The sequence below is a fragment of the Sphingomonas larreae genome (genome assembly GCF_051400595.1).
GTDB lineage: Bacteria > Pseudomonadota > Alphaproteobacteria > Sphingomonadales > Sphingomonadaceae > Sphingomonas.
Genome location: NZ_JBLFFI010000006.1, coordinates 146973 through 172960, shown reverse-complemented (window position 1 = coordinate 172960; position 25988 = coordinate 146973). Strand labels below are relative to the sequence as shown.

Sequence of the window (25988 nt, the reverse complement as noted above, 5' to 3'; positions counted from 1 at the left end):
ATGTTTGCGGGATTGTCGAACCACGCCCGGCTGCGCAGCGCCGGCGTCTCATTGCTCTGGGTCATCGGTCGCTCCGGGTCAGCGCGTGGTCGAGACGCGGAAGACCATGATGTGGTGATAGGGCTTGCCCGGATCGACTCGCGCCGAGCCGAACGCAGGCTGGTTGGGGGTATCAGGGAATTTCTGCGGCTCGAGCGCAAGGCCGTCGCCCATGCGATAGACATGCCCCTGCTTGCCGATCAGCGATCCGTCGAGGAAATTGCCCGAGTAGATCTGCACGCCGGGCTCAGTGGTGAGCACCTCGAGCACGCGCCCGGACGCCGGATCCTCGACCCGCGCGGCCAGCTCCGGGGCCTTGGTCACGCCCTTGTCGAGCACGAAATTATGGTCGTACCCGCGGCCGACGACGATCTGCGGGTCACGCCCATCGCGCACGCTCTCGCCGATCAGGCGCCCGCGGGTGAAGTCGAACACCGTGCCCGCGACCGGCTTGAGCTCGCCGGTGGGGATCAGCGTCTGATCCACCGGGGTGTAGCGCCGCGCCGGGATCGTCAGCTTCTGCGGGTAGATGCCACCCGCCGATCCCTCACCCGCCAGGTCGAACAAGGCGTGGTTGGTGAGATTGACGATCGTCGGCGCGTCCGTCTTGGCGCTGAGATCGATCGTCAGCGCGCCCGCATCGTCGAGGCTGTACACCGCGGTCACCTGAAGCGTGCCGGGATAACCCTGGTCACCCGCCGGGCTGGTCATCACCATCGTCACGCTCGCCTGGGGACCGGACTTCACCTGGGTGATCTTCCAGATCGCCTTGTCAAAGCCCTTGGTGCCGCCGTGGAGCGAATTGGTCTTGTCGTTGAGCGGCAGCTGATAGCTCTTGCCGTCCAGCGTAAACTTGCCGCCGCGGATGCGGTTGGCGTAGCGGCCGACCGTCTGCCCCCAGAAATTGGGCTTGGCGGCATAGCTCGCCGCGTCGTCATAGCCGAGGGTGATGTCGGCCACCTTGCCGTCGCGATCCGGCGCGTTGAACGACTGAAGCGTCGCGCCCAGCGTCATCACCCGCGCGCTGACGCCATTGCTCCCGCTGAGCACCACCGCCTCGATCGGGGTGCCGTCGGGCAATTGGCCGAACGCCTCGCGCTTCGCGGTCGCGGCGTCAGCGCTCACCGCCGCCAGCAGGCTGCCCGTCGCCAGCAGACTGCCCGCCATCGTCCACCCGCTCCACGCGACCAATCTACCCATGTATCGACCTCTCCCGCACGCCCTCGCGCACCGCCGATATGCGGCGTTTCCGCATTGACCCGGCGGTCGCCCAGAATATAGTCAGACATATCGAGCACGCGCAAGCCAGTTCCGCGCGTCACAAGGAGAGGATAATGGCCGGACCACCGATTTCCAGCGGCGTTGTCGCGACGGGAGGTGGCGGTGCCGCCTCGTATCGCCCGGCATTGACGCTGCTGGCCAGCCTCTTCTTCATGTGGGGCTTCATCACCGTGATCAACAACACGCTGCTGCCGCACCTGCGCAGCGTGTTCGACCTGAACTACACCCAGACCACGCTGATCGAGAGCGTGTGGTTCATCGCCTATTTCTTCGCCTCAATCCCCTCGGCCAAGCTGATCGAGCGGATCGGCTACCAGAAGTCGCTGGTGACCGGGTTGATCATCATGGCCGCCGGCGCGCTGGGCATGGTGCTAGCCGCCAGCCTGCCCTCCTATGGCGTGACGCTGGTGATGCTGTTCGTGATCGCGAGCGGAATCACGCTGCTCCAGGTCGCGGCCAACCCCTATGTCGCGGTGATCGGGCCGCCCGAGACCGCCTCGTCACGGCTCAACCTGGTGCAGGCGCTCAATTCGGCCGGGACGATGCTGGCGCCGCTGTTCGGCGCCTATCTGATCCTCGGCCGCTCCAAGGGCGGCACCGCGCAGACGGGCACCGTGCTGACGGAGGCCGAGCGGCTCGCCGATGCGCAGTCGGTGGTGCTGCCCTACGTCCTGGTCGCGATCGTGCTCGTGGTGCTGGCGGTGATCATCGCGCGCTTCCCGCTGCCGGCGATGGGGTCGGCGACCAGCCGGCTTGCCAAGGAGGAGCGCAAGCACCACTCGCTGTGGAAACACCGCAACCTGGTGTTCGGCATTCCGGCAATCTTCATCTACCTGATCGCCGAGATCGGCGTCGCCAACCTCTTCGTGAACTTCGTCAGCCAGCCGACAATCGCGAACGTCACCCCCGAGCAGGCGGGGCGTTATCTCACGCTGCTATGGGGCGGGATGATGGTGGGTCGGTTCGTCGGCTCCGCGATCATGCAGCGCATCCCGGCGGAGACGGTGCTCGCCGCTTTCTCGATCGGCGCGTTCATCGTGATGCTGGTCACCGTGTTCACCACCGGCCCCGCCGCGATGTGGGCGCTGATCACCGTGGGGCTGTTCCACTCGATCATGTTCCCGACGATCTTCACGTTGGGGATCAAGGGGCTGGGCCCGCTCACCGAGGAAGGTTCGGGGCTGCTGATCATGGCGATCGCGGGCGGCGCGCTGGTCGTGGTGCAGGGCAAGCTGGCGGACACCTACGGGCTGCAGCCGTCCTTCCTGCTGACCGCGGCGTGCGAGCTCTACATCCTGTTCTATGCCGTGTGGGGCGCCAAGGCGACCAACGCCTTCCCCGACGCGGCGGCGCAGGAGCCCGTCGCCTGAACGCGATCGGCTGAACTTTGGCGGGACACGGCCGGCGTTCCCGACGGGGAGCGCCGGCCGTTTGCTTTGCCGTCCCGCGGCGCCCTCCTGCGCTCAGGCGGGAGCGCGCCGCGATGGGAAGTGACGATGGCGCGGGGCGGCGAACCGGCCGGGCTCAGCCGCGTCGACCCTCAGCCGCCGGCACGCGCCGGCGGCAGCGGCTGCCCGGGCACCTCGACGCGGAAGCTGAACAATCCGCCCGCGTCGGGCTGCGCCGCACGCGCCGCATCGTCGAGCCCGACGCTGGCGGTGGTGACATAAGCGGTGCGCAGGTCGGGCCCGCCCAGCGCCACCTTGGTGACGTTCGCGGCGGGGAGGCGCATCTCGCGCAGGATCGCGCCCTCGGGCGAGTAGAGCCGCGCGCGCCAGCCGCCCCACAGCCCGACCCAGACGTTTCCCGCCGAATCGACCGTGACGCCATCGGGATGACCGTCGGCCGGGTCGATCCGCGCGAAGTCGCGCATCGCGCCCGTGGTGCCGTCCTCGCCGAGCGCGACCGCGTGGATCACGCCGCCGACCGTATCGACATGATAGAGCGTGCGCCCGTCAGTCGCGATGCCGGGGCCGTTGGTGATCGCCACCGCCGGTATGGCGGTCGGCACCGCGGCGACGCCGTTCCAGCGATGCACCCGACCGGTGGCTGCATTCTCGCCGTCGTCCATCGAGCCGAAGAAGATCGCGCCATCGGGGGCGACCGTGGCGTCGTTGAGCCGGTTGCCCGGCAGTTCGGGCTCGACTTCCACGAGATGCGTGAACGTCCCCGCGACCGGATCGAACCGCGCCAGCCCGGTCTGTAGGCCGGCGATCAGCGCGCCGTCGTCCGCGGGCAGTACCCAGCCGACCTGCGCCGGTGCCTCCCAATGCGCCACCTCTCCGGTCGCCGGGTCGTACCGGTGCACGCGGCGTCGTTTGATATCGACGAACCACAGCACGTTCCGCGATGGGTCCCATGCCGGCCCCTCGCCTAGCATCGCGCCGCCACGCCACAGCGTCGTCACGTCCGTCATCACCCTCTCCTCCTTTGCCGGCCATCGCGCCGGGTCCGTCTTGACCTGATCGCACAGCAGTTTATGTCTTACAAATACATTGGAGAGGAGGCGTGGTGGGCGACTATATCGCCATCGATTGGGGCACCACGAACCGTCGCGCCTGGCGCGTGACGGGAGGCGGAGTGCCGGGCGAGTCGATCCGCGATGGCCGCGGCGTGCTCGCGCTCACCGCCGACGATTATCCCGCTGAGCTGGCGGCGCTGCGCGCGCGGCTCGGCGACCTGCCCGTAATCGCCGCCGGCATGGTCGGCTCGAACCGCGGCTGGCGCGAGGTGCCCTATGTCGACGCCCCGGCCGATCTCGCCGCGCTTGCCGCCGGCGCGCTTCGCCTTCCCGACGCGGGCACTGTGCTGCTGCCCGGCGTCGCGCTGCGCAGCGGTGCGCGCGCTGACGTGATGCGCGGCGAGGAGGTGCAGGTGCTCGGCGCGCTCGCCGCCGGGCTCGCCCCTGCCGACGCGCTGTTCTGCCAGCCCGGCACGCACAACAAGTGGATCGCCACCACCGCGGGTCAGATCACCGACATCGCCACCGCGCTGACCGGCGAGCTGTTCGCGTTGCTGCGCGGCCATGGCATCCTCAGCGCGATGCTCGACGGACCGGTCGCCGACGGCGCCACCTTTCGTGCCGGTGTCGCGCGCGGTGCGGGCGCGCGCGATCTCACCGTCGCGCTGTTCGAGGTGCGCGCGCGCGTGCTGCTCAACCGGCTCGACGCCGCTGACGCCGCCAGCTTCGCGAGCGGCGTGCTGATCGGCGCCGACGTCGGCGCGCGCACCGACCTCACGGGCCGCCCGGTCCAGCTGCTCGCCAGCGGCGACCTCGCCACGCTCTACGCCGCCGCGATCGGCGCGTGCGGCGGCACCGCTCTGGCGCTCGACAGCGAGCGCGCCTTCACCGCCGGAATTCACCGGCTGTGGGAGATGACCCGATGACCGAACATCTCGCGGCATTCGACGCCGCCTTCCGTCAGGCGCCGCTGGTGGCGATCCTGCGCGGCCTCACGCCGGCCGAGGCGCCCGCGGTGGGGGACGCGCTGGTCGAGGCGGGTTTCACGCTGCTGGAGGTGCCGCTCAACTCGCCCGAACCGATCGAGAGCATTCGCCTGCTCGCCGAGCGGCTCGCCGGGCGCGCGATGGTCGGCGCCGGCACGGTGCTCACCGCCGACGACGTCGCCCGGGTGCAGGACGCGGGCGGCACGCTGATCGTCTCGCCCAACACCAACCCCGAGGTGATCCGCGCCAGTGTCGCCGCCGGGCTGGTGTCGCTGCCTGGTTACTTCACCCCGAGCGAGGGCTTCGCCGCGCTCGCCGCGGGCGCTACCGCGCTCAAGCTCTTCCCCGCCGACGGCACCACCCCCGCCTTCCTCAAGGCACAGCGCGCGGTGCTGCCCAAGGCGACGCGGATGCTCGCGGTCGGCGGCATCACCCCGCACAACCTGGCCGAGTGGCGCGCCGCGGGCGCCGACGGCTTCGGGCTCGGCTCCAATCTCTACCGCCCCGGCAAGTCGGCCGGGGCGGTGGGTGCGGACGCCCGCCAGTATATCACCGCGCTGAAGGACCTCGCATGAGCTTCACCCGCCTGCTCCAGCATCGCGGCGACGATGGTCGTCGCCGCGTCATCCTCGCCGAGGGCGACGGCGCCTGTTTCCTCGACGGCATCGAGACGACGCGCGCGCTCGCGCTGGAGGCGATCGCGCACGGCACCACCCTCGCCGAGGCCGCCGCGGCGCGCCGCACCGACGAGACGGTCGACCTCGCCGCCGAGCTCGACGCCAAGCGCCTGCTGCCCGCGATCGATCATGAGGACGGCGCGCGGCTGCTGCTTGCAGGCACCGGCCTGACCCATCTCGGCTCGGCCGAGGGGCGCGATAAGATGCACAAGGCCGCCGCCGACGCGGCGCACCAGACCGACTCGATGCGGATGTTCCTCGAAGGCGTCGAGGGTGGCAAGCCCGCGGCGGGTGCGGTCGGCCAGCAGCCCGAGTGGTTCTACAAGGGCGACGGCCAGTCGCTGGTGGCGCCCGAAGCGCCACTCGCGTCGCCCGCGTTCGCGCAGGACGGCGGCGAAGAGCCCGAGCTCGCCGGCATCTACCTGATCGGCGACGACGGCACGCCCTATCGCCTCGGCGTCGCGCTCGCCAACGAGTTCAGCGACCACGTCACCGAAAAGCACAATTACTTGTGGCTGGCACATTCCAAGCTGCGCCAGGCCGCGCTCGGCGCCGAGCTGCTGCTCGGCACGCCGCCGGCGGACATCCGCGGCACCAGCCGCATCGTTCGCGACGGCGCGACCTTGTGGGAGAAGCCGTTCCTCACCGGCGAGGACAATATGTCGCACCACCTCGCCAACCTCGAGCACCACCATTTCAAATATGCCGGCTTCCGCCGTCCGGGCGACGTCCACGTCCATTTCTTCGGCACCGCGACGCTGTCGGTAGCGGATGGGGTGAAGACCCGGCCCGGCGACGTGTTCGAGATCAGCGCCGCGCCTTTCGCACTGCCGCTGCGCAACCCGCTGACCGATGCGCCCGCTGCGTCGGTGCAGGTGCGCACGCTGTGAGCGGGCGAGTAGAAGGCGGGCCGCTTCGCCTCGCGCTGGTCGGCATGGGCAAGATCGCGCACGACCAGCACATCCCCGCTATCGCGCAGAGCAAGAGCTTCGACCTCGTCGCGACGGTCAGCCGCAGCGGCGGGAGCGTGAACGGCCTCCCGTTCTTCCCCAACGTCGAGGCGCTCGCGGCCAGCGGAGTCGCGGTCGACGCGGTGGCGCTGTGCACCCCGCCGCAGGTGCGTCGCGCGATCGCCCAGTTTGCGATCGAGCAGGGCTGGCACGTCTTCCTCGAGAAGCCCCCCGGCGCGACACTGGCCGAGGTGATCGCGCTGCGCGACGCCGCGTCGGCGCGCGGCGTGAGCCTGTTCGCCAGCTGGCATTCGCGCTACGCCGATGGCGTGGAGCCGGCGCGCGCCTGGCTCGCCGAGCGCGAGGTGAAGCGCGCGACGATCACCTGGCGCGAGGACGTGCGCGTCTGGCATCCGGGGCAGGACTGGATCTGGGAGCCCGGCGGTTTCGGCGTGTTCGATCCCGGCATCAACGCGCTGTCGATCGCGACGCAAATCCTGCCGCGCCCCTTCTTCGTGGAGACCGCGGAGCTGGACGTGCCGTCGAACCGCGCCGCGCCGATCGCCGCGCGTGTCGCCTTCCGCGACACAGCTGGCAGCGCGATCGCGATGGATCTCGACTTCCGCCAGGAAGGTCCGCAGCACTGGGACATCGAGGTAGAGACCGACGCGGGCACGCTGCTGCTCGCCAAGGGCGGATCGGTGCTGACGATCGACGGCAAGAGAGCGGTGGCGCACGAGGCCGATCTGCACGGCGAATATCCGGGACTGTACCATCGCTTTGGGGCGATCGTGCGCGCGGGCGTGTCAGACGTCGACGTGGCACCGCTACGGCTGGTGGCAGACGCTTTCCTGCGCGGGCGACACAATAGCGTGGAGCCGTTCGTGGAGTGATGCGGGCGCCGATGCCGGCGCACGGGCCACCCGCATCACCCATCGTCCCGGACGTGCGCCGGGACGACGTAGCCCGGCGGCGCCGTCGCCGGGCGCGGGTCGACTATCGCCGCTTTACCTTCGGCAGGCGGCACTTGCCCTTGCGGCATTCCGGCGGCGCATAGGCGCCCAGATACACCGGCGGCGGGCTCACGCGCGCGATCACGATCGGGTCGGGCGTGACCGCCGGCACCGCCGGGAATGTCGCCCGGGCGCGTGCGAACAGCGCGCGGGCGCGCGCCGCGCCCGGCGTCGCGGCGCTCGCGCCGACCCAGCGCCAGTGCCACGGCTCCCATTTCACATGCTGGCGGTTGCCCGCTGGAAACGACATCTCGAAGCCGTATCGCGCCGCGTTGGCCATCAGCCAGCGGAACGCCGGAGTCGCCGCCCCGCACGCCTCGGCGTCGGGGCAATCGTTGACGCGCGGGCGGAAGGCGAAGTCGAGCGCATAGCCGGTCGCATGCTCGCTGTGCCCCGGCGGCGCCACCGACAGAGCGCGCTCCCCCGCCCCGGTCTGCGCCTCGCGACAGAACACCGCCTGCTGATAGCTGATGGAGCGGTGGCACGAGAGCGCGCGAATCTGCCCGCCCGCGGCCGCGACGAGCCGCGCGAGATCGGGCACCACCTCCCGCCGCAGCACGCATGGACCGACCGCCAGCTCCGGCGGCACCGCGACCAGGTCGCCCGGCGGCGCGTCGCCATAGGGGAGATGCCCGAACGCGCGCCCGTCCGCGCTGACCTGCGCGTTGCTGTTGTCGCAGAGCTGCGCCTGCGCCGGCACGGCGAGCGCGAGCAGCGGGGCGAGAAGAAGCACGGGAACGCGGCGCATCGCGCCCTCTGGCCACGACGACGCCGCGATGGCAAGGGCGTGGCGCATGTTAGGCCATCACGTCCTGTTCCTCGACGGCGAAGCGCTGGTGATCGACAAGCCCGCCGGGCTGCCGGTCGATCCGCCGCGCGACGGCGGGCTGAGCCTGGAGAATCATCTCGCCGGGCTCACCTTCGGGTTCAAGCGCTGGCCGGTCGCGGTGCACCGCCTCGACCGCGACACCAGCGGCTGCCTGCTGCTGGCGCGCAATCCCAAAGCGCAGGCGCGCTTCCAGCAGGCGTTCGAGGCGGGCGCGGTGCGGAAACGCTATCTCGCGATCCTCGACGGCGTTCCGGCGGACGAGGAAGGGACGATCGCGCTCCCGTTGCGCAAGGTTTCCAGCGCCGAGCGCGGCTGGCGGATCGTGGCGGACCTTCGCGGCAAGGCGGCGCGGACCGACTGGCGGCGGCTCGTGACGGTGGACGGTCGCGCGCTGGTCGAGTTCACCCCGCACACCGGGCGCACGCATCAGCTTCGCGTCCACGCACGCGAGGGACTCGGCGTCGCGATCACGGGCGATCCGGTCTATGGCACCGCGCACCGGGAAGGGATGATGCTCCACGCCGTCGCGCTGACGCTGCCGCGCCCGGGCAAGGACGACATCGCCGCGGTCGCGCCCTGGCCCGAGCGATTCACCGCGCTCGGCTTCGCCGCGAGCTGAACGGCTGACCGGCGCTGCGAAGGTCCGCGACGACATGGTAGCCATCCCCGTCTCCCGCTCGATCGCAATCGACAGCGACGAACTCGACGAGAGCTTTACCCGCGCGTCGGGGCCGGGCGGGCAGCATGTGAACACCACCGACAGCGCGGTGCTGCTGCGCTTCGATGTCGCGCGCTCGCCGAGCCTGCCGGAGGCAGTCAAGCATCGTCTCGCCGCCATCGCGGGATCGCGCATGACGCGGGAGGGCGTGCTGGTGCTGCGGAGCGAGGGCGCGCGCTCGCAGCTGCTCAATCGCCAGGAAGTGCGCGATCGCCTGATCGATATGATCCGCGAGGCGCTGGTCGTCCCCAAGAAGCGGCGACCGACCAAGCCAAGCAAGGCGTCGCAAACCCGCCGCGTTGACTCGAAGACGCGGCGCTCCGCGGTGAAGGCGGGACGCGGCAAGGTTCGCGAATGATCGCCGCTCGGGTTCGCTTCGCGCGCTGAGGTCGCGGTCGCGCGGCAGACGCGCGTCGCGCCTTGCGGGATCGCCCAAGTGAGATCGTCAAAGCCGCAACACGCGCGGCACATGTCCGCAACACGGCGTCACGCGCGCGCTACACGCCGGGCCCACGTCGCCGCTGCCGGCCTTCCCCCGACCGGCGCAGCAAGGACGCCCCGATGTACATCTCCTCGCGCAGCCGCGCTCCCCAGACGCGGCAGGCCACCCCGCCGCTGGTCGACAATCCATTTGCCGCTGAGCTGTTCGCCACCGGCTGTGCCGGCTTCACCCATCTCGGCGGCACCGTGGTGCTGACGCTGGAAGCGGCGCGCTGTGACCATTCCGGCGAGACCCCGGTGGTGGAACGCGTCGTCGCCGGCCGGATCGCGCTGACGATCGCGGGCGCCCAGGTTTTAGCGAGCGGGCTGAACCAGTTTCTCGAGCAACAGGGGCTGCAACCGACGCCCGGCGCGGTGAGCGGTGGAGGCGTGCGATGATCGCGCTGCGCTGCTGGGGCGTCGGGGCGCCCCATATCGCCGTGCCGCTTCTCACATATGACACCGCGCCGTCGCCGCTTCTTGAAGCAGGCTACGGCGCGGTGGTGGTCCGCTGGACGGTACGGGACTGAGATCCCGCACCAGAGGCGCGGCGGCTCAGCTCGGCATGTCGACCAGTCGCGGGTTGGCGTTCCAGCTGAAGTCGTCGCGCATCTTCAGCTGCAGGCCGTTGCCAAGGTCGCCGCCCGAACAGTTGAGCAGCTTGTTGATGCAGTTCTCGGTCCACATCGCGAGCACCTTGTCGTCCCAGGCGCCGATCCAGTCAGCATGGAAGGTGGTGCCGGGGCGCTGCGTCGGCATGCCGGGCATCGCGTCCGAGGCGAGCGACCACGTCGTGGTGTTCTCGTTCCACTCGCCCGAAGTGTCGAGATCCTCGTCCACCGTGTACCAGGCGCCGAGCGTGAAGGTCGGCACGATGTACGGGTGCGTCGCGGGGCACTTCAGGATACCGTCCCAGCCGTAGCTCGGGAACGCCATATGGCTGCGGTGGTCGCTCGGATTGAGCTGGCGACCGTTCCAGCAACTCGGCGCCTGGATCACCGCGCCGATGCGGTTGCCCACCGGGCACGCCTTGGCGGCGGACACCAGGTCCGGATAGTGGCCGGGCGTACCGGTCGGGCCGTCACAGTTGAAGTAGAAGTCGTTCTCGCTCTTGCCGGTGCCCATGTTGTAGCCGAAGATGAAGCGCAGACCGCGCGGCATGTCGACGCAGGCCTTGCCCTCGATCCGGCACGCCGGGCTGCTCTCGGGCAGACGCTTGTAATAGATCGACACGTAATCGGGGCGGACCACCTTGCCCTTGCCGTTGAGCATCGCCGGGATCCAATAGGCCGAGCGGTTCAAACGGTTGTTGCAGGTGCTGTCGCCGGTGAAGCGCAGCTTGCCGTAATCCGTGTATGCATTCGTTCCCGTGTTGCCGAAGAACTGGTGCAGGTGCGACTTGCCCGGCTGGTTCGGGAAGACGATCGGATCGTCCTTCAGCACTTGGCCGGGCATACAGATGAAGCGGAACGCGCCCACCACGTCCGGCGCGCCCGTCTGCGGGATCGCGCCCGTACCCCATGACGGGACGAGCAGGTCGTTGACCTTGAAGTTGCTGGCGTAGGAGGGCTGCTGCACCAGTCCGAGCGGCCCGGTCGCGCGTGGTGCGCCGGAAAGCGGGTCCACCACCGGTTTGACGGCCGCCGGGGGCGCCGCCACCACCTGCGCGACGGGCGCGGCCACGACGGTGACGAGCTTGCTCGCCGCTTGGACGACACCGACCGAATTGCTCGCGGCATAAGCGCTCGACGCGGCGACCAAGGCCGCGCCCGCGATCCAGAGTTTCTTCATGTAACCCCCGAAGAGATAGACGACCGGGCGGCATCCGTACCGCCATTTGAATTGGGCTCGACCGTTGCGGCCGATGTCGTCCTATAAGGGAAAATCTGACTAGAACACCTTAACGCCAATCCTTACCTAAGTTTAACCGGCGCTTTTGTGCAGACCGGCCAATACTTAAGAGAAGCTTTACAAAGTCAGGGCGAAAGCGAGCCGATCATGTGCTTCTTTTCATCTCATCGCTGCTGAGCAACCCTCTGGCGCAATCGTGTGCGGCACCCTAGGTCGATGGCATGTACGAGTTCGATGTTACCGCCGATTCGAAGGGTTCCCTCTACCGGGATCTGTTCGCCGCATTAGATGCACTGACTGCCGAAGAACCTGACGCGATAGCGAATTTCGCGAACGCCGCGGCGCTGCTGTGGCAGTTTCTGCCCGACCTCAATTGGGCTGGCTTCTACCGGATGATCGAGGACGAGCTGGTGCTCGGCCCCTTCCAAGGCAAACCTGCCTGTATCCGGATCACGCTGGGCCGTGGCGTGTGCGGCACCGCCGCGGCGCAGCGGACGACCCAATTGGTCGCGGACGTTCACGCCTTCCCGGGGCATATTGCCTGTGACGCGGCGAGCCGGTCCGAACTGGTGGTGCCGATCCTGCATGACGGCCGGCTGCTCGGCGTGCTTGACCTCGACAGCCCGCTCCCCGCGCGCTTCGACGCGGAAGACGCGCGCGGTTGCGAGGCACTGATGGCGCTGCTCGCGCCGCGGATCGCGAGTTAGCCGCCGATCCGTTCCAGGTGCGTGGCCGCTACCACCTTCACCGGATCACGCGTCAGCGCTTCTCGCGCCCGGCGAAGGTGACGAGGCTTTCCGCACCGTCCGGCGCCACCGCGGCGACACCGAAGAAATGGTCATCGACCGGCACTGCGGGCACGTCGAGCGTCGTGCCTGTCACCGCGCGCGAATCCTGCCAGTCGGCAGCGTCGGCGCGCCGCCAATAGACCTTGTACCCCGCCGCACCCGCGACCGGCGCCCACGACACCTTTGTGTCGTAGGACAGCGCGCCCGAAATCGCCGCGCTCGCCGGCGCGGCGGGGGCGGCGGCGAGCCGCGCGATCGTCGCGATGTTGATCGCGGTCACCTTGGCGAGATAGCCGAAGTCCATCCCCTCGATCGTATCGGCATAGACGCGGCCGTTCTCGGTGCGGACGTCCTGGTGCTGGCGGTCCCAATTCTCCGCCGCGACCGAGAAGCGCACCGCGGGATAGCCCTGCTTGAGGAAGGGCTCATGGTCGCCGCCGCGGCCGAACCGGTCGGGGCGGCGGTCGAGGAAGACGCCGAAGCCGCCGGACAGTCCCGCCGCCACGCCGCCGATCGCCTTGGCCAACGCGCGGCTGGGGCCATCGTCCTCGCCGCCGATGCCGCGCCGCTCGACCCCGTCGGCCAGCGACTCGCTCGATCGAATCCCTTCCGAAAAGACGCGGACGTAGCGGTCGTTGACCACCCCGCCCTGGCCGAGCGAGTTGCCAACAATGTCGTTGTTGAGCATTGCGTCGACCTGCCAGCCACGCGCGCGTGCGGTCTCGGCCAGCAGCGTCGCGCCCCACAGCCCCTGCTCCTCGCCCGAGAAGGCGACGTAGACGATATTGGCACGGAATTTTTCACGGTGGAGCAGTCGCGCCGCCTCGAGCACCAGCGCGACGCCGCTGGCATCGTCGTTGGCGCCCGGTGCATCGCTGGTGACGTTCATCACGTCGGTGACGCGGCTGTCGATGTGTGCGCCGACGATGACGTAACGGTTCGGGTCGGTGCCGCGCTGAATGCCGAGCACGTCCTCGATCACGACGCCCTCGGGCGCGCGCGGGCCGACGAAGCGGCGCGACAGTCGCTCGGTGGCGATACAGCCGCCGCACGCGCGCGACATCCGGGCGAACTCGCCCGCCACCCACGTCCGCGCCGCGCCGATGCCGCGCTTAGGATCGGTGGCGGAGGACAGCGAGTGGCGCGTGCCGAACGACACGAGCTTTTCCACGGTCGCGCGCTGGCGCTCCTGCGAGACCGCGTCGCGCGCCGCGGCGGGGGTGGCGATCGACAGCGTCAGAAGCGCGGCGGCAGCGGAGAAACGAAACGTCATCCGTTGCTTGTGGCGGGACACGGCGGGCCGCGCAATCACTCGCTGGACGCAGCCGCGGCAAGTCGGGCATGACATGACGAAAGTACGACCGATCAGCGAGAGGAGCGGCGCCATCACTCGACGCCTCGAACATTTCCCCAATCTGGTGACGATGTTCTATACGCGCGCGGCGGAGAAAGCCGACGCGCCGTTCCTATGGAGCAAGCGCGGCGGCGCGTGGCACCCGATCAGCTGGCGCGAGGCCGCCGAGACGGTGGCGCGACTCGCTGCGGCGCTGCGGGCGCTCGGGCTCGAGCGCGGCGACCGGGTCATGCTGGTCAGCGAGAACCGCCCGGAATGGTGCCTGTCGGACCTCGCGATCATGGCGGCGGGCTGCGTGACGGTGCCGACCTACACCACCAACACTGAGCGCGACCACGCGCACGTCATCGAGAATTCGGGCGCCAAGGCGGTGATCGTCTCGACCGACAAGCTCGCTAGGACGCTGATGCCCGCGATCCTGCGCTCGATCCGTCCGCAGATGCTGATCGGCATTGACCCGATGCGGCTGGGTCAGACACCGTTCGAAGTGCACGATTGGCGCGCGCTGATCGAGCGCCACCCTGCCGACGTGGCCGCTGCCGCGGCGCGCGCCGCGTCCGAGCTGGGCCGCGACGATCTCGCCTGCATCATCTACACCTCGGGCACCGGTGGTGCGCCGCGCGGGGTAATGCAGCATCACGGCGCGATCCTGCACAACGTCAACGGCTGCATCGTCATCATCGCGGAGGACTTCGGCTGGGACGACGAGGTGTTCCTCTCGTTCCTCCCGCTCAGCCACGCCTATGAGCATAGCGGCGGGCAGCACCTGCCGATCGGGTTGGGCGGGCAGATTTATTATGCCGAAGGGCTGGAGAAGCTCGCCGCAAATATCGAGGAGGTGCGCCCCACCATCATGGTGGTGGTGCCGCGCCTGTTTGAGGTGCTGCGCACCCGCATCACCAAGGGGATCGAGAAGCAGGGCGGCACGCCGCAGAAGCTGCTGCGGCTGGCGCTCGACGTGGGCACCAAGCGCTACGAAGGGCGGCTGGGGCTGCGTGACCGGCCCGCCGCGCTGCTCGTCGACACCCTGTTCAAGCGCAAGATCGCGCGCAAGTTCGGCGGGCGGATCAAGGCGATGGTGTCGGGCGGCGCACCGCTGACGCCCGAGGTGGGCGTGTTCTTCCAGTCGCTCGGCATCTGCTTCCTCCAGGGCTACGGCCAGACCGAGGCGGCGCCGGTAATCTCGTGCAACCGCCCGGCGGCGGGGTTGCGGATGGACTCGGTCGGCCCACCGCTTGCCGAGACCGAGGTGCGGATCGCCGATGACGGCGAGATCCTGGTGCGCGGCGAGCTGGTGATGCGCGGCTATTGGCGCAACGAGGCCGAGACCGCGCGCGTCCTGAAGGATGGCTGGCTTCACACCGGCGACATCGGCGAGCTCGATCAGCGCGGTCGGATCCGTATCACGGATCGCAAGAAGGACCTGATCATCAACGACAAGGGCGACAATGTCGCGCCCCAGAAGGTAGAGGGGATGCTGACGCTCCAGCCCGAGATCGGTCAGGCGATGATCTACGGCGATCGTCGCCCGCACATGGTGGCGGTGCTGGTGCCCGACCCGGAATGGACCTTCGAGTGGGCGCGCGCGCAAGGGCGGCGCGATCCCGTCACCCCGGACGATCCGGCCTATCGCGCTGCGCTCCAGGCGGCGGTGGATCGCACCAACAAGGACCTGTCGGTCACCGAGCGCGTGCGCCGCTGGATCGTCGCCGACTCGGCGTTCACGATCGAGAACGAACAGCTGACCCCCAGCCTCAAGATCCGCCGCCACGTGCTGCGCCAGGTATATGGCGCGCGCTTGGACGCGCTATACGGCGGGTGACGCGCGCGACCATCGGCGAGCCGTTCCCCAGCCTTCGCCGGGGAACCGTCATTTGCTCCGAGGACGCTACTTCGTCGGCGCCGCCTGAAGCGGCGACCCGGCCGGCGTAGCCGCCCCCGCCCCGCCCGCGGCCGCCTTCGGCACCACCGCCATAGTCCAGTCCTTCTCCGGCCGCAGATATTTGACCGCAGTCGCCTGGAGCCCCTCGGGGGTGACGCCGGTCATGTCGCCAACCAAACTCTGGCTGGCCTCGATCCGCTTGGGATCGAACGTGCCGCCCGAACTCTGGAGCAGCCAGAACTGGTTCCCCGACGAGGCGCGCGCCATATATTGCAGCATCGGCACGATCGTGCGGCGTAGCTCGTCCGCGCTGATCGGCGTGGAGACCAACTCCGCCGCGATCTGGCGCGAGAGCTGGAAGAACAGCGGCACCTTGTCAGGCGCGACCTTGCCGATCGCGATCAGCCGTCCGCCGCCAGGCAGGCCGACCGGCCACTGGCTCTGCGCGTTGGGCGAGTAGCTCGCCCCCGCCACCGAGCGCAGCCGATCGAACAAGCGGTCGGCGAAGACCGCCGCCAGCACGTCGAGCCGGCGCTGCTCGGCATGCTCGGCCGAGCCGCCCCCGGTCGGCCAGGCGATCACCGCGGCGGCCTGGTTGTCGTCACCGTCGTGGGTGCGCATCACCGGCGTGTTATTGTGCGCGGGGAAGCGCACCGGCGCCGGGGTCGCCGCGCCGGCAGGACGCGGCTTGAGCGCACCGAAGCTCTTGGCGATGGCGGCAATCGCCTCGTCCGCCTTGACGTCGCCGAACACGTCCACCTCGATCGGGCCGGTCGCTAGCAGCGGCTGCCACAGCTTGCGGAAGTCCTTGGCGTTGAGCGCCTTGATCTGCGCCAGCGTCGGCATGCCCCAGCGCGGGTCGCCGTCGCGCAGCAACCCTTCCAGGTCGCGCGCGAGCACGCCATCGGGCGACGAGTTGAGCCCGGCATAGCCGGTCAACATCGCCGCGCGCGCGCGCGCCACCGGCGCCGGGTCCCAGCGCGGCGCGGCGAGCTTGGCTGCCATCAGCGTGAGATTGTCGGCATAGTCGCTCGGCGTAGTCTGCGCACCCAGCAGGAACGCGTCGTCGCCGATGTCGAAGTCGAGCCCGATCCGGCGCCCCGTGGTGAGCGCGTCGAGCGCGCCCTGGTCGAGCGTCCCGATGCCGCTCGCGATCAGCGCGGTCTCGCCCGCCCAGGCCGGGGTGGGCCGATCGCCCGGCAGCGCCTGATAGCCGCGCCCGAAGCGCACGCGCAGATAAACGCGCCCGGTCTCGGACGGATTGGCGTAGATCAGCGCGCGCACGCCATTGGCGAAGGTCACCTGCTCCATCGGCGGATCGCCCACCGTGGTGCGTGCGGTCGCCGTGCCGGGGGTGCCGAGCTTGGGCACCTTGGAGAAATCGACCGCGCGCTGCTCGGCGCGCTTGCCGGCCAGCTTGGAAACGTCCGCGGTAAGCGCGGCGGCCAGCTTGGTCGCGGCGCTGGCGTCGGCGGTGCGGGTGTTGAGCAACGCGCGCTGCACGTCGCCCTTGAACAGGCGGTTGGTCGATTCCACCATCGCCGCGGGCGTGAACATGCCCTTGGTGCGCGCCTCCTGGAGAATGTCGTAGCTGGTCTTCGGCCCCGCCACGGTCTCGCGGATGTCGAGCGCGTTGACCATGTCGTCAGCCTGTTTGGCACCGGCCTCGACGCGCGCGGTGTCGACGTCGTTCTTCATCGCCGCATCGAATTCGGCGAGCTCGCGGTCGACCTCGGCCTGGCTCGGCGGCGTCGCCATCGCGTCCGCCACGACCGCGCGCACGTCCTTGAGCGCCGCTTCCCAATCGTCGCCGATCGGGACCACGTTGGTGAAGGTGCCGTTCGCCGAGCGCGACACGTCGTCCAGGCTGACCGACGCCTGGAGGAAGCTGCCCCCGGCGCGCGCGCGCGACTCGAGCCGGCGATTGATCAGCCGGATGGCGAGGAAGTCGACCAGCCGCTTCTGGTTGAAGATGATCGTGTCGTCGCGATAGACCCACGGCCGCAGCGTCGCGGTGGCTACCACCGGGGGCAGCGACGGCTCGGCGATCGTCTTGGTCGCGGGCGCCTTGGGATCGGGTTTGCCGAAGTCGGGATCGGCGGGGTCGGCGCCCTTGCCCGTCCAGCTGCCGAAGTTCTTCACCACCAGTCGGGCCGCGACATCGGGATCGATGTCGCCCGAGATGATCACCACCGCCCGCGACGGGCGATACCATTTGTTGTGGAACGCCTGCACCGTGGCGGGTGTGGCCGCCTCCAGCGTCTTGATCGTGCCGATCGGGGAGCGTTCGGCGAGCGGCTGGCCGGCGAAAAAGGTCTGGCGCACCGCGTCGCCGTAGCGCACCTGCGCGCCGGGGGCCTCGCGCTGCTCCGCCAGCACCGCCGGGCGCTCGGCGGCGAGCCCGGCGTCGGTGATCGCGGGACCGGCCATCATTCCGGCGAAGATCTTGAGGCTCTCGTCAAGCTTGACGTCGGTCGCGCCGGGCAGGTCGAGCTTGTAGACCGTCTGCGTCGGCGTGGTGGAGGCGTTCGAATCCGAGCCGAAGGTGGCGCCGAAGCGCTGCCATACGCGCTTGGCCTCTCCGTCGGGCACATAGGTGGAGCCACGGAACGAGAGATGCTCGATCAGGTGCGCGAAGCCCTGCTCGGCGTCGCTCTCGTACAGCGAGCCTGCATCGATCCGCACGCGCACCGCGACCTGCCCGGGCGGCACGCCGTTCTTGCGGACGGCATAGCGCAGCCCCGTCGGCAGCGCGCCGAAATGCCACTCCGGATCGGGCGGAATATCCGAGCCCTTGAACAGCCACGGCGAGGTGTCGACCTTGATCGCGGATGTCGGCGCGACGGGCGCGGCTTGGGCGGGAGTCGCGTCGGCACGACGCGCGCGCTGCTGCGCGGGTAGCGGCAGCGACACGGAGACGAGCAGAAGGGCGACGAGCGGCTTCGCGAGCGCGCGCGAATACGAAGGCATGTCCGCGCTTGTAGGGCGGCAGCGGGCCGGCCGCAACTCGCGCCCGCGAAACGATGCTTTTGGCCGCTGCTGCAAGCCTTTGCCAAGTCCGCGCCACGTTTTGGTCGCGTTGCGGGTTTAGCTGGCGGTGCAGCAAGAGCGGCAACGTGCGCGTCGCCGCCACGGGGATTGACCGATGAAGCACGACACCCGCCTGGCGGGCGCGACGATGTGGCGGGACGGCGGCGATGCCGTGGATCCCGTCCTCGTGCCCGACCTCAACGTGATCTCGGGCGCACCCGGCGACGGCGCCGGGCTGCGCGCCGAGCGCGACCGCCCGCTGCTGATCCGCGTTGGCAAGCATCTTCGCGGCCTGTTCGACCGGCTGATCGCCGGGTCGTCGCTGGTGTCCAACGAATCGGTGCTCGACGTCCGCGACTTTGCCTGGACCGCGCTGCTGCGCGATCATTGGCTGGCGATCCGCGAGGAGGCACGCACGGTGGCGCTCACCCGCCATGCGGCGCCGAGCTTGGCGACGATCTCGCCTGACCATCGTGCCATCGCCGAGGTCAACAAGTGGCGCTCGTTCTTCCTGTGGGGCTATGGCTATCCGATCCACGAGAATCTGGCCCGATGTCCGCGCACGCGCGCGGTGATCGAGCAGATCCCCGGGCTCAACTCCGCCTTCTTCTCCATCCTCGCGCCCGGGACGCACATCCCGGAGCATCGCGGCGTCACCAAGGGACTGATCACCTGCCACCTCGGCCTGATCGTGCCGCGCGACGGCGACGTGCGGATGCGGGTCGACGATCGCGTCGTGCGCTGGGCCGAGGGCGAGACTCTCGTGTTCGACGACACCTACCAGCACGAAGTGTGGAACGACGCCACGGGAACGCGCGTGGTGCTGCTGATCCAGTTCGAGCGTCCCTTGCGCAATCCGGGCAAGTGGATCGCCGACCTGTTCCTCGGTGCGGTGAAACGCTCCGCCTTCGTGCAGGAGGCACGCGCCAACGTCGCCAAGTGGAACGCCGCGGTGCGGCAGCTCGACGGGTAGATCCTCCCCGCTCGCGGAGACGTGGCAGCACGTCAGCGCTGACGAAGCGGGTTCTCCGCGCGTGGGCCGACCCGCTTGGGGCTCCCTGCTCCACCACTCGCCTGCGGCGAGCGGTCCCCCTCCCCGCCATGCGGCGGGGATTATACCTCTGCCCCCCGAAACAATCCCTTTCGCGCCGCCGGCTTGATCCCCCAGCCCCGAGGCGCCACATGCCCGCCATGCTGATCGAGACCGAAGCCACGCCCAACCCGGCGACCGTGAAGTTCCTCCCGGGGCGCATCGTGATGGACGCGGGCACGCGCGACTTCGCCACGCCCGAGGAAGCCGAGGCGAGCCCGCTCGCGGCTGCGCTGTTCGATCTCGGCGACGTCACCGGCGTGTTCTTCGGGCGCGATTTTGTGTCGGTCACCGCCGCGCCGGGGGTCAGCTGGAGCGACCTCAAGCCCGACGTGCTCGCGCTGCTGATGGATCATTTCACCGCGCAGATGCCGCTGTTCCGCGGCGGCGGCGCCGACTTCAGCGTGCCCGCCGAGAAAGAGACCTTCGCCGACGATCCCGCCGACGCCGACATCGTCGCGCAGATCCGCGAGCTGATCGACACGCGCGTGCGCCCCGCCGTGGCCAATGATGGCGGCGACATCGTCTATCGCGGGTTCGACAAGGGCAAGGTGTTCCTGCGCATGCAGGGCGCCTGCTCGGGCTGCCCCTCCTCCACCGCGACGCTCAAGAACGGCATCGAGCAGCTGCTGCGCCACTATGTGCCCGAGGTGACCGAGGTGCGCGCGGTCTGACGCGCGCGCCCGGTTGCTCCCTTCCTCTCACCGACAGGATCGCCATGCCCGCGCTCGACGACGCCGCGCTTGACCAGCTGTTCCGCACCGCGCGCACCTTCAACCATTATCGCGACGAGCCGGTGGCCGAAGAGACGCTGCGGGCGATCTGGGACCTGATGAAAATGGCGCCGACCTCGGCCAACCAGCTGCCCGCGCGGCTGATATGGTGCGTGTCGGACGAGGCCAAGGCGAAACTGGCCGCCGCCTGTTCGAGCACGAACAAGGACAAGGTGCTCGCCGCGCCGGTCAGCGTCGTGGTCGGCATGGACACCGATTTCCACCAATATCTCCCCGAGCTGTTTCCGCATGTCGACGCGAAGAGCTGGTTCGACGGCAACCGCGAACTGCGTGAGGCGTCCGCCTTCCGCAACTCGTCGCTTCAGGGCGCCTATCTGATCCTGGCGGCGCGCGCGCTGGGGCTGGGCGTCGGGCCGATGTCGGGGTTCGATGCGGGCGCGGTCGACCAGGCCTTCTTCACCGAAACACCCAGCGTGCGCACCAACTTCATCGCCACCCTCGGCTATGGCGACACCGCGACGCTCCATGAGCGGCTGCCGCGCCCGGCGTTTGAGACGTTCAACCGCGTCGCCTGACGTGAGCGACCGCCTTCTCGTCATCGACACCGCCACCGCGGCCTGTTCGGTCGCGCTGTTCGAGGGCGAGCGGCTCGTCGCGCGCGCGCACGAGGAGGTCGGGCGCGGTCATGCCGAGCGGCTGGTGCCGATGATCGCGGCGCTGCCCGGTGGCGGGCGCGCCGACCGCATCCTGGTGGATGTCGGCCCGGGCAGTTTCACCGGCATCCGCGTCGGCATCGCGGCGGCGCGCGGGCTGGCGCTGGGCTGGGGCGCGGCGGTATCGGGCTATGGCGCGCTGGCCCTCGTGGCCGCCGCGGCGCTGGCAGAGGGTACGGATCCCACGCCTCTTGCGGTGATCGCCGAAGGGGGCCACGGTGAGGTCTTCATGCAGCGTTTCGCTCGCCCGTTCCGGCCGCTCGACGCACCCCGCTCGCTCACCCCCGCGGCGGCGCTGGCCGCGCTCGACGGTGCCGTAGCGATCGGCAGCGGTACGCGCTGGCTGGCCGCGCTCGACCCGACGATCGCAGAGCGCGCGGCGCTGCCCGACGCGTCGCACGCGCTGCTCCTCCCGGCTGACGAGCGGCTGCTGCCGGCGACCCCGTTCTACGGACGTGCGCCTGATGCCAAGCCGCCCACGGCGGCACCCGCGACGCCGTGAGCAGCCGCGTGCGGTTGGTCGAGCTGGTCGCGGGCGGCGCCGCGGACGCCGAGGCGATCGATCGGGTGATGGCCGCTGCTTTCGATCCGCGCTTCGGCGAGGCTTGGACGCGCAGCCAGTGTGTCGGCATTCTGGCCATGCCAGGTGTGTGGCTGACTCTGGCACGGGTCGAGGAGACGGTGGTCGGCTTCGCGCTCAGTCGCGCGATCATGGACGAGGCCGAGCTGTTGCTGATCGCGGTCGATCCGGCGCACGCGCGATCCGGGATCGGCGCGACGCTGCTGCGCGGTGTCATCGCGGACTGCACGCTGCGCGGCGTCAAGCGGCTCCATCTCGAGGTGCGCGCCAACAATGCGGCGGTGGCGCTCTACACCAAACACGGTTTCTGCCGCGCCGGCGTGCGCCGCAACTATTATCGCAGTCGCGCCGGCGAGACGTTTGACGCGCACACCTATGCGCTCGCGCTGGGCTGAGCACGGAGCGTTGCTCGCCCTCGTCTCACGCCGGATGCGGCGACGTTCCCGCACCGATGGCGACGATCGGCTCACCCGGATCAGCGCAAATCACCCTGTTGCGAGTCGCTAGCGCTTTTCGCAACAAGGCGGGTGCACTACATAGCCAGTATGGCTCGCAAGATCGATCTCGAAGCGCTCTGTCACGAGAAGGGGCTGCGCATCACCGAGCAGCGGCGCATCATCGCGCGTGTGCTGTCGGAGGCGGAGGACCACCCGGACGTCGAGAAGGTCTATGCGCGCGCCTCCGCGATCGATCCCGGCATCTCGATCGCGACCGTTTATCGCACGGTGCGGCTGTTTGAAGAGGCAGGAATCCTCGACCGCCACGATTTCGGCGACGGGCGTGCGCGGTACGAGCCGTCCCCCGAGGCGCACCACGACCATCTGATCGATGTCGAGACGGGTAAGGTGATCGAGTTCGTCGATCCCGAGCTGGAGCTGCTGCAGAAGGCGATTGCCGAGCGGCTCGGCTTCCGCCTCGTCGACCACCGCATGGAATTGTACGGCGTTTCGCTCGACAAGAAGTGAACGGGTGGGTCGACGTCCCCCCATCGTTCCTCAGCGAAAGCCGGGGCTCAGGTGGGAAAGCGGTCATGATATCCGCTGACCTTTGCTCAACTGAACGGCGGCTTTCGCCCGGATACGCGAGAGAGATGGCGCCGTGGGTCATCGCTTTCCCGGTGGTCGCGCCGAGCGCCGCATGATTGCCTACCTTCGCCTTGCCGCGCTCGTCGGCTGGCTGCTCCTCGCCCTCGCGCTTCATGGCCTGTGGCGCCTTGTCGGCGCGCGCTCGCCCTGGCCGCGGCGCTTCCTCGGCGTGTCGGCGCGGCTGTTCGGTGCCCGCGTGCGGGTCATCGGCACGCCGCTGCGGCGCGATGCGGTGCTGCTCGCCAACCATCTCAGCTGGCTCGACATCCTGTTGCTCGCCGGGGCGAGCGGCTGCGCCTTCGTGGCCAAGGCGGAGCTGCGCGCCGCGCCGCTGGTGGGCTGGCTGTGCACGCTCCATCACACCATCTTCGTGCGCCGCGGCGACCGGCTCGGCGTCGGCGAACAGGTCGCCGCGCTGCGTCGGGCGATCGCGCGCGGCCAGCCGGTGGCGCTTTTCCCCGAGGGCACGACGAGCGACGGGGTCACGTTGCTGCCGTTCAAGGCGGCGCTGCTCGCCGCGCTCGACCCGGCGCCGCCCGCGCTGATGGTCCAGCCGGTGCGGATCGACTATGAGGCCGCCGCGCGCGACCTCGCCTGGGTCGGCGACGAGCCCGGCACGGCGCACGCGCGCCGAGTGCTGTCGCGGCGCGGCACCTTCGTGGCGACGCTTACCTTCCTCGAGCCGTTCGCGCCGGCGGGTGGCCGCAAGGCGATCGCCGCCGAGGCGCGCCGTCGAATCCTGGCGGCGGCTAGCGATGCGCGCCCCGTTCCGGTAGAGCGCCGACCATGTCCGTGATCGATGATATCCATGCCAAGGCCGCGCCGAAGAGCTTCCACGTGAAGTCGTTCGGCTGCCAGATGAACGTCTATGACGGCGAGCGCATGGCCGAGCTGATGGCCGCGGACGGGCTGGTCAAGACCGACGATCCCGGCGCCGCCGACCTGGTGGTGCTCAACACCTGTCACATTCGCGAGAAGGCGACCGAGAAGGTGTATTCGGACATCGGTCGGCTGCGCAAGGACGCACGCGCGCGCGGCGCGGAAGCACCGATGATCGCGGTGGCGGGCTGTGTCGCGCAAGCGGAGGGCGAGGAGATCGTCCGCCGCGCCAAGGTCGACGTGGTGGTGGGCCCGCAGGCCTATCACAACCTGCCACGGCTCGTGGCGCGCGCCGCCGCGGGCGAGGCCGCGCTCGATACCGACATGCCGCTCGCCTCCAAGTTCGCGAGCCTGCCGGCGCGTCGCCGCGTCGGTGCCAGCGCCTTCCTCACGGTGCAGGAAGGGTGCGACAAATTCTGCACCTATTGCGTCGTGCCCTATACCCGCGGCGCCGAGGTGAGCCGGCCGTTCGCGGCCATCCTCGACGAGGCCCGCGCGCTGGTCGATGCGGGCGCGCGCGAGATCACGTTGCTGGGCCAGAACGTCAACGCCTGGGAGGATGACGGGCGCGGGCTGCACGACCTCATCGTCGCGCTCGACCGCCTGCCCGGGCTTGCGCGCATCCGCTATACCACCAGCCATCCCAACGACATGGCGCAAGGGCTCATCGACGCGCACCGCGATGTCGAGTCGCTGATGCCCTTCCTCCACCTGCCGGTGCAGGCGGGCAGCGACCGCGTACTGCGCGCGATGAACCGGGCGCACACGGTCGACGGCTATCTGCGGCTGCTCGATCGGGTCCGCGCCGCGCGGCCGGACATCGCGCTGTCGGGCGACTTCATCGTCGGCTTCCCCGGCGAGACCGACGCCGAGTTCGAGGAGACCCTGCGGCTCGTCGAAGCGGTGGGCTATGCGCAGGCGTTCAGCTTCAAATATTCGCCGCGCCCGGGCACGCCTGCGGCCGAGCTGGGGGCGCAGCTTCCCGCCGCGGTGATGGATGAGCGGCTGCAACGGCTCCAGGCCGCGCTCAACCGCGACCAGGCCGCGTTCAACGCCGCAAGCGTTGGACGGCGATGCCAGCTGCTGATCGAGCGGCGCGGCAAGCTGCCGGGGCAATGGCTCGGAAAGTCGCCCTGGCTGCAATCCGTGCATCTCATCGGCGAGCATGCGATCGGCGATCTGGTGGACGTGACGCTCGCCGCGGCCGGTCCCAATTCGCTGACCGGCACTGTGACACTGCGCGCGGCGGCTTAGCATCTGAGCCTCGTCAACCGGCCCGTGCGGCGGCGAACGCCGGAGTCGAGCGTCGGAGGGCTGGCGTTTGCGGCGCTGGGCTCCTGCCTCCGCAGAAGCATCAGGTAGATCCGACGTTCGGCGCGTCGGCTCCGCCCGGCGTGGCACCGTCGGACCCGCCATCGGTGATGTAACGAAATGTTGCCGCCGTGCGGAACAGCCCCGGTTAGAACGTGTTTTTCTCCTACAACTCAGGAGATTGATCAATGCTTTGGACGATTGCGGTAATTCTCCTGGTGCTCTGGCTGCTCGGCTTCAGCCTCCATGTCGCCGGCGGTCTGATCCATATCCTGTTGGTGATCGCGATCATCGTCGGTCTGGTGCAGCTGTTCAGCGGCCGCCGCGTCTAGCGGAGCCGCGTCGCAGGCTGGCGTTCGGCCTGCCGTGAGCGCGCCGGACGTCACCAGACGACCATGGGCGATCGATGCACGTGACCTCGCAGGCGCGCCGACGTCAGGAGACGCGCATCCACAGTGCCGTCGCGTCGTCGCTTCTCTTGAAGCGTGGGTAGCGGCGGCAGGCGGCATCAGCGCGCTCGATCGCGCGCAATTCCTCAGCCAACGAGGCAAGTCCGCGGCTGCGCACCGCGGCGGTAAGTGACGCAGCGTCATAGACACTGTAGCTGTCCACCAGCGCGGCGAAGCCGTCGCTCATCAGCAGCAGCGTGTCGCCGGCCACGACGGTGACGGTGGCGTGATCGGTCGCCGCGGCTGATTCGGCCGCGTCGGTCCCCATCACCCTTCGACCCGGTCGCGCCCGCGCGGCGCGGCGATCCGCCAGCATCGCAGGGCTGCGCGGCCCACCGAGCGGCTCGCCCAGCGCGGCGGCCTCGGCGCTTTCCGCCGCGCGGTCGGGCGCGGGCGTGAGCCACTCCGCTTCACCAGCCGCATCCGCTCGCAGGATCGCGCAGTCACCCGCCCAGGCGACCGCGAGACGATCCGCAACCACTTGTACCGCGGCGAAGGACGCGCTCGGCAGCTCCCACGCGCCCGCAGCATCGCGCCGGCGCTCTGCGGCAAACCGCTCCGCCACCGTAGCGAAGACGCGCGCGCAGGTCGTTTCCAGATTTGCCGCCTCGCCCGCCCCGAACGCGGCATCTGCGGTCGCCGCGAGCCAGGCCGCACCGCCGCGATCGCCGAGCAACCCGGGCGCGCCGAGATCGGTGGCGCCGTCGATCACCCAGGCACAGCGCGCGCTGGCGCCGGCGCGATCGTCGTTGGGGGTCGCCGAGTCGCCGGCGAGGCTGAGGGACTGGATGAGGCCGAGGTGCATGGC

27 protein-coding genes are annotated in these 25988 nt (G+C 69.7%); 20 read left to right on the top strand and 7 right to left on the bottom strand.

The features are described 5' to 3' along the window. Positions 1 to 78 precede the first annotated feature (78 nt). Positions 79 to 1206 carry an aldose epimerase family protein gene (locus ACMGDM_RS18080; protein WP_436805526.1) on the bottom strand — a complete coding sequence of 376 codons (1128 nt, stop codon included), beginning with the start codon at positions 1204 to 1206 and terminating at the stop codon, positions 79 to 81. A 167-nt stretch (positions 1207 to 1373) separates the two neighbouring features. Here ACMGDM_RS18080 and ACMGDM_RS18075 point away from each other — a divergent pair, with 167 nt between their 5' ends. After that, entirely contained in the window at positions 1374 to 2690 is a 1317-nt protein-coding gene (locus ACMGDM_RS18075) for a sugar MFS transporter (protein WP_436805520.1), read from the top strand. A gap of 170 nt (positions 2691 to 2860) precedes the next feature. Here the strand turns inward: ACMGDM_RS18075 and ACMGDM_RS18070 are convergent, their stop codons facing one another. Further along, a complete protein-coding gene (locus ACMGDM_RS18070) occupies positions 2861 to 3736 on the bottom strand; it encodes an SMP-30/gluconolactonase/LRE family protein (RefSeq protein WP_436805519.1) in 876 nt (291 codons plus the stop codon). Positions 3737 to 3831: 95 nt separating this feature from the next. Between ACMGDM_RS18070 and ACMGDM_RS18065 the strand changes: the two genes are divergently transcribed. From ACMGDM_RS18065 to ACMGDM_RS18050, 4 genes are read left to right on the top strand one after another with little or no spacing between them, the layout of a single operon-like run. Further along, the gene (locus tag ACMGDM_RS18065; protein WP_436805518.1) at positions 3832 to 4707 is read left to right on the top strand and encodes a 2-dehydro-3-deoxygalactonokinase; all 876 of its coding nucleotides are present in this window, start codon (positions 3832 to 3834) and stop codon (positions 4705 to 4707) included. Continuing rightward, the gene (locus tag ACMGDM_RS18060; protein WP_436805517.1) at positions 4704 to 5342 is read left to right on the top strand and encodes a 2-dehydro-3-deoxy-6-phosphogalactonate aldolase; all 639 of its coding nucleotides are present in this window, start codon (positions 4704 to 4706) and stop codon (positions 5340 to 5342) included. Before ACMGDM_RS18065 ends, ACMGDM_RS18060 begins: the two co-directional genes overlap by 4 nt. Then, complete coding sequence (gene araD1 / locus ACMGDM_RS18055; RefSeq protein ID WP_436805516.1) at positions 5339 to 6334, top strand: AraD1 family protein; 996 nt, start codon at positions 5339 to 5341, stop codon at positions 6332 to 6334. The genes ACMGDM_RS18060 and araD1 overlap by 4 nt, the downstream gene beginning before the upstream one ends. After that, a complete protein-coding gene (locus ACMGDM_RS18050) occupies positions 6331 to 7287 on the top strand; it encodes a Gfo/Idh/MocA family protein (RefSeq protein WP_436805515.1) in 957 nt (318 codons plus the stop codon). The genes araD1 and ACMGDM_RS18050 overlap by 4 nt, the downstream gene beginning before the upstream one ends. 103 nt (positions 7288 to 7390) lie before the next feature. Here ACMGDM_RS18050 and ACMGDM_RS18045 read toward each other — a convergent pair whose 3' ends face one another. Then, positions 7391 to 8203 carry a M15 family metallopeptidase gene (locus tag ACMGDM_RS18045; protein ID WP_436805514.1) on the bottom strand — a complete coding sequence of 271 codons (813 nt, stop codon included), beginning with the start codon at positions 8201 to 8203 and terminating at the stop codon, positions 7391 to 7393. Between ACMGDM_RS18045 and ACMGDM_RS18040 the strand changes: the two genes are divergently transcribed. The 4 genes from ACMGDM_RS18040 (at position 8202) to ACMGDM_RS18025 (ending at position 9964) form a co-directional block, all read left to right on the top strand. After that, positions 8202 to 8855 carry an RluA family pseudouridine synthase gene (locus tag ACMGDM_RS18040; RefSeq protein WP_436805513.1) on the top strand — a complete coding sequence of 218 codons (654 nt, stop codon included), beginning with the start codon at positions 8202 to 8204 and terminating at the stop codon, positions 8853 to 8855. The two genes, ACMGDM_RS18045 and ACMGDM_RS18040, sit on opposite strands and share 2 nt — an antisense overlap. Before the next feature lie 34 nt (positions 8856 to 8889). Further along, positions 8890 to 9312, top strand: a complete 423-nt coding sequence (gene arfB, locus ACMGDM_RS18035) for an alternative ribosome rescue aminoacyl-tRNA hydrolase ArfB (RefSeq protein WP_436805512.1) — start codon at positions 8890 to 8892, stop codon at positions 9310 to 9312. A 203-nt stretch (positions 9313 to 9515) separates the two neighbouring features. Beyond that, positions 9516 to 9833, top strand: a complete 318-nt coding sequence (locus ACMGDM_RS18030) for a hypothetical protein (protein WP_436805511.1) — start codon at positions 9516 to 9518, stop codon at positions 9831 to 9833. Beyond that, on the top strand, positions 9830 to 9964 hold the full coding sequence (locus ACMGDM_RS18025) for a hypothetical protein (protein WP_436805510.1): 135 nt from the start codon (positions 9830 to 9832) through the stop codon (positions 9962 to 9964). The genes ACMGDM_RS18030 and ACMGDM_RS18025 overlap by 4 nt, the downstream gene beginning before the upstream one ends. Positions 9965 to 9989: 25 nt before the next feature. Here ACMGDM_RS18025 and ACMGDM_RS18020 read toward each other — a convergent pair whose 3' ends face one another. Next, the gene (locus ACMGDM_RS18020; protein WP_436805509.1) at positions 9990 to 11225 is read right to left on the bottom strand and encodes a DUF1996 domain-containing protein; all 1236 of its coding nucleotides are present in this window, start codon (positions 11223 to 11225) and stop codon (positions 9990 to 9992) included. Positions 11226 to 11506: 281 nt separating this feature from the next. Here ACMGDM_RS18020 and ACMGDM_RS18015 point away from each other — a divergent pair, with 281 nt between their 5' ends. Next, a complete protein-coding gene (locus tag ACMGDM_RS18015) occupies positions 11507 to 11992 on the top strand; it encodes a GAF domain-containing protein (protein ID WP_436805508.1) in 486 nt (161 codons plus the stop codon). Positions 11993 to 12044: 52 nt separating this feature from the next. Here ACMGDM_RS18015 and ACMGDM_RS18010 read toward each other — a convergent pair whose 3' ends face one another. Continuing rightward, positions 12045 to 13346: a M20/M25/M40 family metallo-hydrolase gene (locus ACMGDM_RS18010; RefSeq protein ID WP_436805507.1), complete on the bottom strand. Its 1302-nt coding sequence runs from the start codon at positions 13344 to 13346 to the stop codon at positions 12045 to 12047. A gap of 151 nt (positions 13347 to 13497) precedes the next feature. On the opposite strand from ACMGDM_RS18010, the gene ACMGDM_RS18005 reads away from it, so the two are divergent. Beyond that, positions 13498 to 15249, top strand: coding sequence for an AMP-dependent synthetase/ligase (locus ACMGDM_RS18005; RefSeq protein ID WP_436805506.1), 1752 nt, complete (start codon positions 13498 to 13500; stop codon positions 15247 to 15249). A gap of 66 nt (positions 15250 to 15315) precedes the next feature. Here ACMGDM_RS18005 and ACMGDM_RS18000 read toward each other — a convergent pair whose 3' ends face one another. After that, complete coding sequence (locus ACMGDM_RS18000) at positions 15316 to 18279, bottom strand: M16 family metallopeptidase (RefSeq protein WP_436805505.1); 2964 nt, start codon at positions 18277 to 18279, stop codon at positions 15316 to 15318. A 175-nt stretch (positions 18280 to 18454) separates the two neighbouring features. On the opposite strand from ACMGDM_RS18000, the gene ACMGDM_RS17995 reads away from it, so the two are divergent. From ACMGDM_RS17995 to ACMGDM_RS17955, 9 genes are all read left to right on the top strand, one after another. Further along, the gene (locus tag ACMGDM_RS17995) at positions 18455 to 19312 is read left to right on the top strand and encodes an aspartyl/asparaginyl beta-hydroxylase domain-containing protein (protein WP_436805504.1); all 858 of its coding nucleotides are present in this window, start codon (positions 18455 to 18457) and stop codon (positions 19310 to 19312) included. Between the two features lie 218 nt (positions 19313 to 19530). Beyond that, positions 19531 to 20103 (top strand): NifU family protein, encoded by a 573-nt coding sequence (locus ACMGDM_RS17990; protein WP_436805525.1) that lies wholly within the window; start codon positions 19531 to 19533, stop codon positions 20101 to 20103. A gap of 44 nt (positions 20104 to 20147) precedes the next feature. Continuing rightward, complete coding sequence (locus ACMGDM_RS17985) at positions 20148 to 20738, top strand: malonic semialdehyde reductase (RefSeq protein ID WP_436805503.1); 591 nt, start codon at positions 20148 to 20150, stop codon at positions 20736 to 20738. Next, complete coding sequence (gene tsaB / locus ACMGDM_RS17980) at positions 20689 to 21378, top strand: tRNA (adenosine(37)-N6)-threonylcarbamoyltransferase complex dimerization subunit type 1 TsaB (protein ID WP_436805502.1); 690 nt, start codon at positions 20689 to 20691, stop codon at positions 21376 to 21378. The genes ACMGDM_RS17985 and tsaB overlap by 50 nt, the downstream gene beginning before the upstream one ends. After that, positions 21375 to 21851 (top strand): ribosomal protein S18-alanine N-acetyltransferase, encoded by a 477-nt coding sequence (rimI, locus tag ACMGDM_RS17975; RefSeq protein WP_436805501.1) that lies wholly within the window; start codon positions 21375 to 21377, stop codon positions 21849 to 21851. The genes tsaB and rimI overlap by 4 nt, the downstream gene beginning before the upstream one ends. A gap of 150 nt (positions 21852 to 22001) precedes the next feature. Beyond that, positions 22002 to 22421: a Fur family transcriptional regulator gene (locus ACMGDM_RS17970; protein WP_436805500.1), complete on the top strand. Its 420-nt coding sequence runs from the start codon at positions 22002 to 22004 to the stop codon at positions 22419 to 22421. Positions 22422 to 22554: 133 nt separating this feature from the next. Beyond that, on the top strand, positions 22555 to 23337 hold the full coding sequence (locus tag ACMGDM_RS17965) for a lysophospholipid acyltransferase family protein (protein ID WP_436805499.1): 783 nt from the start codon (positions 22555 to 22557) through the stop codon (positions 23335 to 23337). Continuing rightward, positions 23328 to 24674 (top strand): tRNA (N6-isopentenyl adenosine(37)-C2)-methylthiotransferase MiaB, encoded by a 1347-nt coding sequence (gene miaB / locus ACMGDM_RS17960; protein WP_436805498.1) that lies wholly within the window; start codon positions 23328 to 23330, stop codon positions 24672 to 24674. The genes ACMGDM_RS17965 and miaB overlap by 10 nt, the downstream gene beginning before the upstream one ends. A 245-nt stretch (positions 24675 to 24919) precedes the next feature. Continuing rightward, positions 24920 to 25063, top strand: coding sequence for a lmo0937 family membrane protein (locus ACMGDM_RS17955; protein WP_219747946.1), 144 nt, complete (start codon positions 24920 to 24922; stop codon positions 25061 to 25063). Between the two features lie 103 nt (positions 25064 to 25166). On the opposite strand, the gene ACMGDM_RS17950 is transcribed toward ACMGDM_RS17955, so the two are convergent. Beyond that, a complete protein-coding gene (locus ACMGDM_RS17950) occupies positions 25167 to 25985 on the bottom strand; it encodes a hypothetical protein (protein ID WP_436805497.1) in 819 nt (272 codons plus the stop codon). Between the last annotated feature and the right edge of the window lie 3 nt (positions 25986 to 25988).